The sequence below is a fragment of the Arthrobacter sp. H41 genome, assembly GCF_000520535.1.
Classification (GTDB): domain Bacteria; phylum Actinomycetota; class Actinomycetes; order Actinomycetales; family Micrococcaceae; genus Arthrobacter_D.
The window spans coordinates 1-5,913 of record NZ_KI914798.1 but is presented as its reverse complement, the minus strand read 5'-3'; the positions used below and the strand labels follow the sequence as shown (position 1 = coordinate 5,913).

The following is a 5,913-nucleotide window of genomic DNA, read 5'->3' as shown; positions in this document are numbered from 1 at the left end:
AGCAGCCATAGGTGCTTAATCAGCGGGGGTGGGGCAACGCCCGGAGCCGCTTGACTGTAAGCATGCTTAGTGGTGGGCTAGGTCACCTACGGAAGGGAAACTGCGTGAAGTCGCTGTGGCTCGATACTGCCCCGGAAATACCCGTCGATCCGTTCACCCCGGACGCCTCCTACGATTCCGTGGTGGTGGGTGCAGGGCTCACCGGCCTCACCACGGCCCTCCTGCTCGCACGTGCCGGGCATCGGGTTGCGATCCTCGAGGCGCGTACGACGGGCGCGGTCACCACGGGCAACACCACCGCCAAGCTCTCGCTCCTGCAGGGGACGGGCATCTCGAGGATCACCCAGCACCACGACGCCGACTTGGCGCGTGCCTACGTCACGGCGAATCTGGAGGGCCAGGCCTGGCTGACCCGGTTCTGCGATGACACCAACGTGGGCTACGACCGGCGCGACGCCGTCAACTACGCCATTACCGACAGCGGAGCGAAGAAGCTCGATGCGGAGCACGAGGCCTGTCTGGACGCGGGCCTCGAGACGGAACTGGGCAGGGCCGCATCACTGCCCTTCCCCGTGCGCCGGACGCTCCGCCTCAAGGACCAGGCGCAGTTCCACCCCCTCGAGGTCCTCGCGGCATTGGCTGCGGAATACCGCCGGCACGGAGGCAAACTCATTGAGGGTGTCCGCGTGACGGGTGTAGCCAGAACCAACGCCGACGGCGTAGAGCTGAAGACCGGCGCCGGGCCGGTCAAGGCCCGCAACGTGATCCTTGCCAGCGGCTTTCCGATCCTCGATCGTGGGGGCCACTTCGCCGTCCTGAAACCTCTGCGCTCCTACTGCATCGCCCTCACCGTCACCGATGACATCCCGGCGGAGATGTACCTCTCGGTCGATTCACCGTCCCGCTCACTTCGCACCGCGCTCGTCGACGGAAAGAAGTACCTCATTGTCGGCGGCAATGGCCACGTGGTGGGCCACCGGTCGAAGACGCAGGCGCTCGTCGACGATCTCACCCGCTGGGCCCGAGAGTACTTTCCGTCGGCGCAGTTCGCCTACGCGTGGTCGGCCCAGGACTATCAGCCCGCAGCCGCTGTCCCCTATGTGGGCAAGGTCCCGGCGAGTGGCGGCCACATCTACGCAGCCACGGGATACAACAAATGGGGCATGACGAACGCGGTTGCGGCGTCGCTCGCCCTGTCCAGCGAAATCCTGGGCGGCAACATGCCGTGGGCCGACACGCTCTACAAGACGAGGGTGAGTCCGGCGGACGTGCTGGCGACCGCGTCGACCGGCGTGGAGGTGGGCTTCGAGGCACTCACCGGCTGGCTCGGGGGTCTGGCGAGAACCTCCTCAAGCGCTCCGCCCGAGGGCGAGGGGATCGTGGTGCGCGAGGGTGGCCGGCCGGTGGCCGTGTGCACGGTCGACGGCGTGGAGCACCGGATGTCGGCGGTCTGCCCCCATCTGAGGGGAATCGTGAACTGGAACGACGCCGAACGTTCCTGGGACTGCCCGCTCCACGGCTCACGCTTCACCGCGGACGGCAGGGTGCTCGAGGGGCCGTCGACGTCGGACCTCACTCCCCTGAACGGTTCCAGGAAGGCCTGAGCCGAGGCCCTGGAAGTGTAGGTCCTAGATCCACCCGGTCCGGCGCAGCGGTGGATCGACACCACCGCGACGTTGCACGAGCACCTGGTTCACCCCGGTCAGCCCGGTTTCAAAACCCACGGCACTGACCACCAGATAGAGCCGCCACACCCGTGCCCGGGCCGCACCGACCATCTGCACCGCTTCGTCCCAGTGGTCTTCGAGGTTCCGCACCCACGCACGCAGCGTCAGCGCGTAATGCCGACGCAGCGCTTCGACGTCGAGCACCTCCAGCCCAGCGGCGTCAAGTGCCCCCACCATCTCCGGAAGACTCAGCATCTCCCCGTCGGGAAAGACATAGCGGGGAATGAAGGAGTCGGGATCCGGGAGGGCTTCCCCGGCGTTCCAGGAGATGGCGTGGTTGAGCAGCCGGCCTCCGGGGCGCAGCAGGTGGCGTAACCGAGCGGCGTAGCGGCCGATTTCCGCCCGGCCTACATGCTCCGACATGCCGATGGAGCTGATGGCGTCGAACGGACCGTCCTCCACGTCGCGGTAGTCCTGGATCCGGATCTCAATGCTGTCGGTCAACCCCGCCTCGGCCACGCGCCCACGCGCCAGCGCGGCCTGCTCGGTGGACAGGGTGACTCCGACGACGGCCACCCCGTAGCGCTCGGCGGCATGCAGGGCGAAACTACCCCACCCGCACCCCACGTCCAGCAAGCGCATTCCGGGCTGCAGCCCGAGCTTGCGGCAGACCAGATCCAACTTGAGCTTCTGGGCGGCGTCCAGGCCGGCTTGCTCGTCCTCCCAAACCGCACAGGAGTAGACCATGGACGGGCCGAGCACTATCGAGTAGAAGGCGTTGCCGACGTCGTAGTGGTGGGAAATCGCCGCAGCATCCCTGCCCCGCGAATGCCGCTTGCCGGACCGCACGACGTCGGCCTCTTCCGGCGGCGGCGCCGGCTGGAGTCCCAGCGCGCCGAGCAGCACGACGGTCTTGAGCAGTGTCCAGCGTTCGCGCACCGTGAGTGAGCGAAAGGGCCCGGTCTCGGCGAACTTGCCCACCGAACTCAGGGCGGCGAAGCTCTCGAAAAGATCACCGGGAGCATCGACTTCTCCCGCTACATACGCACGGACCAACCCGAGCTGGCCCGGGGACCAGAGGATTCTCCTCAAGGCCCGCCTCGAGTGGAACACCAGTTCCGGGGCACCGGCCGGACCGGCAACCGATCCGTCCCAGGCGCGCAGCCGCAGCGGTATCAGGTCATTACCCAAAACCACTGACATGGCCGACGCGATGCGCGGTGCCACGCCCTTCGTTCTGGTCATGTCTACTGTTTACCCTTGTTGATGCGTTCAGTAAACGGACCTGCCTGGAGATGGTCGCGCGGGCCGCCGTCGTCCTGCCGTGCAAGCTGCTGCAGGAGGTCCCGCATCTCGGTCAGGAGCACGGTGTCGACGGGCACCGGAACCTCCTCGGGCTCCTCGGCGGCCAGCCGCGCCTTGGCATGGGCGCTGACGCGATTCATCGGGAGCACGAAGACGAAATACACCACCGCTGCGGTGATCAGGAAGGTCACGACGGCGGTGAGGACGGCACCGATATTGACGAAGGTGGCTGGATTCCCGGCCCAGATGCGGAACCCGAATCCGTCGGCATCCACCCCACCGGCAGCCGCGATCAGCGGTTGAACGATGTTCTGGGTGAACGCGCCGACGAGGGCCGTGAATGCAGCCCCGATGACGACGGCGATCGACAGTTCGATCACGTTTCCACGCAGGATGAAGTTCTTGAAACCCTTAAGCACGAGATCCTCCTTCGGCCGATGAGCTGTAGCTGGCAACGATGAGGTCCACCACCGTGAGGAGCTCCGCCAGATCGCCGGCGGAGTGGCGCGGGGCGCCATCGCCCGAGAAGAAAGCGGCGTCGTAGTAGATGCCGTCACCCAGGAGTTTGACGGCCTGCGCGGCCGTGCGGTTTCCGAGGCCTTTCTCGAGCGCACCGAGCCAGAGATCCTGGATCTGCGCCAGGGTCGCCCGTGCCGTGGGGTGGCCCTGCTGAGCCAGGCGCGCCATTGAAACCAGCGCCCTATCCAGTGGGCTGTCCTCGTAGACGGAGGTCCGCACATAGTAGCGGCCCGGCCCCTCGGGATCGTCGACCATGCGTGACCGGTCGGATTCGGCGAGGGCGAGGAGCCTCGCGGCGAGCGCATCCACCAGCGCTTCCTTCGACGGGAAGTGGTAGAGCAGCCCGCCCTTGGAGACCTCGGCGGCGGCGGCCACGGTTTCCATGGTGGCGGCCCGCTCGCCGTCGCGGATCAGGGTGTCCTCGAAGCTGTCAAGGATGCGCTCTCGGGAACTGGCCATTCCTCCATGGTAGTGGTCACATAAGTTGAACTGTACCGGCTGGACGGTATAGCTTAGGATGATGACACTGCACCAGCACACTCTCGCCCCGTCCGGAGTCGAGACGACCAGCCCCGACTTCCCGCACCGTGCGGGCGCGCGGGAATGGATAGCGCTCGCCGTCCTGATGCTCCCCGTCCTGCTTGTCGCAGTCGACAACACAGTGCTGAGCTTCGCGCTGCCGGCAATCTCGCGGGATCTTGCGCCCAGCGGGACGGCGTTGCTGTGGATCATCGACAGCTATCCCCTGGTACTCGCGGGACTCCTTGTGGCGATGGGCAGTTTCGGGGACCGTTTCGGGCGTCGGCGCCTGCTCATGATCGGCGCCGGCGGCTTCGCCCTCTTCTCCGTCGCCGCGGCCTTCGCCCCGACAGCCGGTTTCCTGGTGGCCGCCCGCGTGGGGCTCGGCGTCTTCGGCGCGATGCTCATGCCCTCAACGCTGTCGCTGATCCGGAACATCTTTGTCGACCGGAATCAGCGCCGGCTCGCCATCGCCGTATGGGCCGCGGGGTTCTCCGCCGGCGCGGCGCTCGGCCCGCTGCTGGGAGGTGCGCTGCTCGAGCACTTCTGGTGGGGTTCGGTGTTCCTTCTCGCAGTGCCTGTCCTTGTGCTGATGCTCGGATTGACACCCGTCTTCGTGCCGGAATCCCGCGACCCGCGGCCGGGCCGGGTGGATTACCTGAGTATCGCCCTGTCCATCACGACCATGCTTCCCGTGGTGTTCGCGATCAAGAACCTTGCGAAGGGCGGGCTCCCGCTGGTGACCGTCACCGCCGTCGTGCTGGGCCTCGCCGCCGGCGGCGGCTTCGTGGTGCGCCAGCTCCGGCGGGCCAACCCCATGCTCGACGTCCGGCTCTTCACTGTCCGCGCCTTCACCGGAGCGGTACTCGTGAACCTGTTGGCCATCTTCTCCCTCGTGGGATTCCTCTTCTTCGTCTCGCAGCACCTGCAACTGGTGCTCGGCCTCAGCCCGCTCGACGCCGGGATGGTCCTGCTGCCGGGGCTTGTCCTGACGATCGTCGCAGGCCTGGGGGTGGTTCCCGTGGTCAAGCGCGTTCCGGCCCACGTGGTGGTCCCGGTCGCGCTGCTCTTCTCGGCGGCTGCCTACAGCTTCCTCACCCTGCAGGGTCTTCTCGGCGGACAGGGAAGCTCTGCAGTCCAGTTGATGGCCGCCTTTGTCCTGCTCGGCATCGGGGTCGGCGCATCGGAAACCGTCTCGAACGACCTCATCCTCTCCACCGTGCCCGCTGCCAAGGCCGGCGCGGCCTCGGCCGTGTCCGAAACCGCCTACGAAGTGGGTTCGGTCTTCGGAACGGCTATTCTCGGCAGCATCCTGCTCTCCTCCTACCAGGGCAACCTGTCGCTGCCGGAGGCCCTCACCCGCGAGCAGGCCGCGGCCGCCACCGAAACGCTCGGAGGGGCGGTGGCGACGGCGGCGGACCTGCCCGCAGCAAATGCTTCGGCCTTGCTGGACTCAGCGTTCCGTGCGTTCGACAGCGGGGTGACCCTGACCTCCGGTATCGCCGCGCTGCTCATGGTTGCCGCAGCGGTACTCGCCGGATGGAGCTTGCGGCCGACGGTGCGGCTCTGACCTACCGCCACGGCAGGCTACCGCCCGCCATCTCTCCCCTTGTGATCACTCCGAGATCTGAGTCAATAATTTGTTGAGTGCATCGTTTCAGCAAGTCCGCAGGTCAGGGGCATTTCTTTTCTGTCATTCGGCCTACAAACCGGGTTACCCAGCCAAAGCCGCTAGTGCCAACCCAAATCGGATAATCCATTTTATGCGGCGTCTCAAGGCACATTGGAGGCATGGCCTTGAAAGGACGCGGGAGCGGGCTCAAGTGATTCATCAGATGAGATACGCAGGATTTAACTGGGTAAGCGGGTTATCGGTTTGGGGCGTATGCCCTGACTTGGCGAA

At 66.3% G+C, this 5,913-nt stretch carries 5 protein-coding genes; 2 read left to right on the top strand and 3 right to left on the bottom strand.

Annotated features, from left to right (window positions below; all coding sequences use genetic code 11):
• Positions 1-104 precede the first annotated feature (104 nt).
• Positions 105-1,604: an FAD-dependent oxidoreductase gene (locus Y705_RS0109920; RefSeq protein ID WP_026532735.1), complete on the top strand. Its 1,500-nt coding sequence runs from the start codon at positions 105-107 to the stop codon at positions 1,602-1,604.
• A 24-nt stretch (positions 1,605-1,628) separates the two neighbouring features.
• Here the strand turns inward: Y705_RS0109920 and Y705_RS0109915 are convergent, their stop codons facing one another.
• Genes Y705_RS0109915 through Y705_RS18965 form a run of 3 tightly spaced genes read right to left on the bottom strand, consistent with a single transcriptional unit; the run spans position 1,629 to position 3,950 of the window.
• Positions 1,629-2,912 (bottom strand): SAM-dependent methyltransferase, encoded by a 1,284-nt coding sequence (locus Y705_RS0109915; RefSeq protein WP_026532734.1) that lies wholly within the window; start codon positions 2,910-2,912, stop codon positions 1,629-1,631.
• A 2-nt stretch (positions 2,913-2,914) separates the two neighbouring features.
• Entirely contained in the window at positions 2,915-3,391 is a 477-nt protein-coding gene (gene mscL, locus Y705_RS0109910; RefSeq protein ID WP_026532733.1) for a large conductance mechanosensitive channel protein MscL, read from the bottom strand.
• Positions 3,384-3,950 carry a TetR/AcrR family transcriptional regulator gene (locus Y705_RS18965; RefSeq protein WP_049822569.1) on the bottom strand — a complete coding sequence of 189 codons (567 nt, stop codon included), beginning with the start codon at positions 3,948-3,950 and terminating at the stop codon, positions 3,384-3,386. The genes mscL and Y705_RS18965 overlap by 8 nt, the downstream gene beginning before the upstream one ends.
• Positions 3,951-4,011: 61 nt before the next feature.
• Between Y705_RS18965 and Y705_RS18960 the strand changes: the two genes are divergently transcribed.
• Positions 4,012-5,580, top strand: coding sequence for an MFS transporter (locus tag Y705_RS18960; protein WP_253908574.1), 1,569 nt, complete (start codon positions 4,012-4,014; stop codon positions 5,578-5,580).
• The last annotated feature ends 333 nt before the right edge of the window (positions 5,581-5,913 follow it).

Excerpts from the sequence above, each read along its gene's own strand:
- Y705_RS18965 (WP_049822569.1), bottom strand. The coding sequence starts at position 3,950 with ATGGCCAGTTCCCGAGAGCGCATCCTTGACAGCTTCGAGGACACCCTG.
- Y705_RS18960 (WP_253908574.1), top strand. The coding sequence starts at position 4,012 with ATGACACTGCACCAGCACACTCTCGCCCCGTCCGGAGTCGAGACGACC.
- Y705_RS0109915 (WP_026532734.1), bottom strand. The coding sequence starts at position 2,912 with ATGACCAGAACGAAGGGCGTGGCACCGCGCATCGCGTCGGCCATGTCA.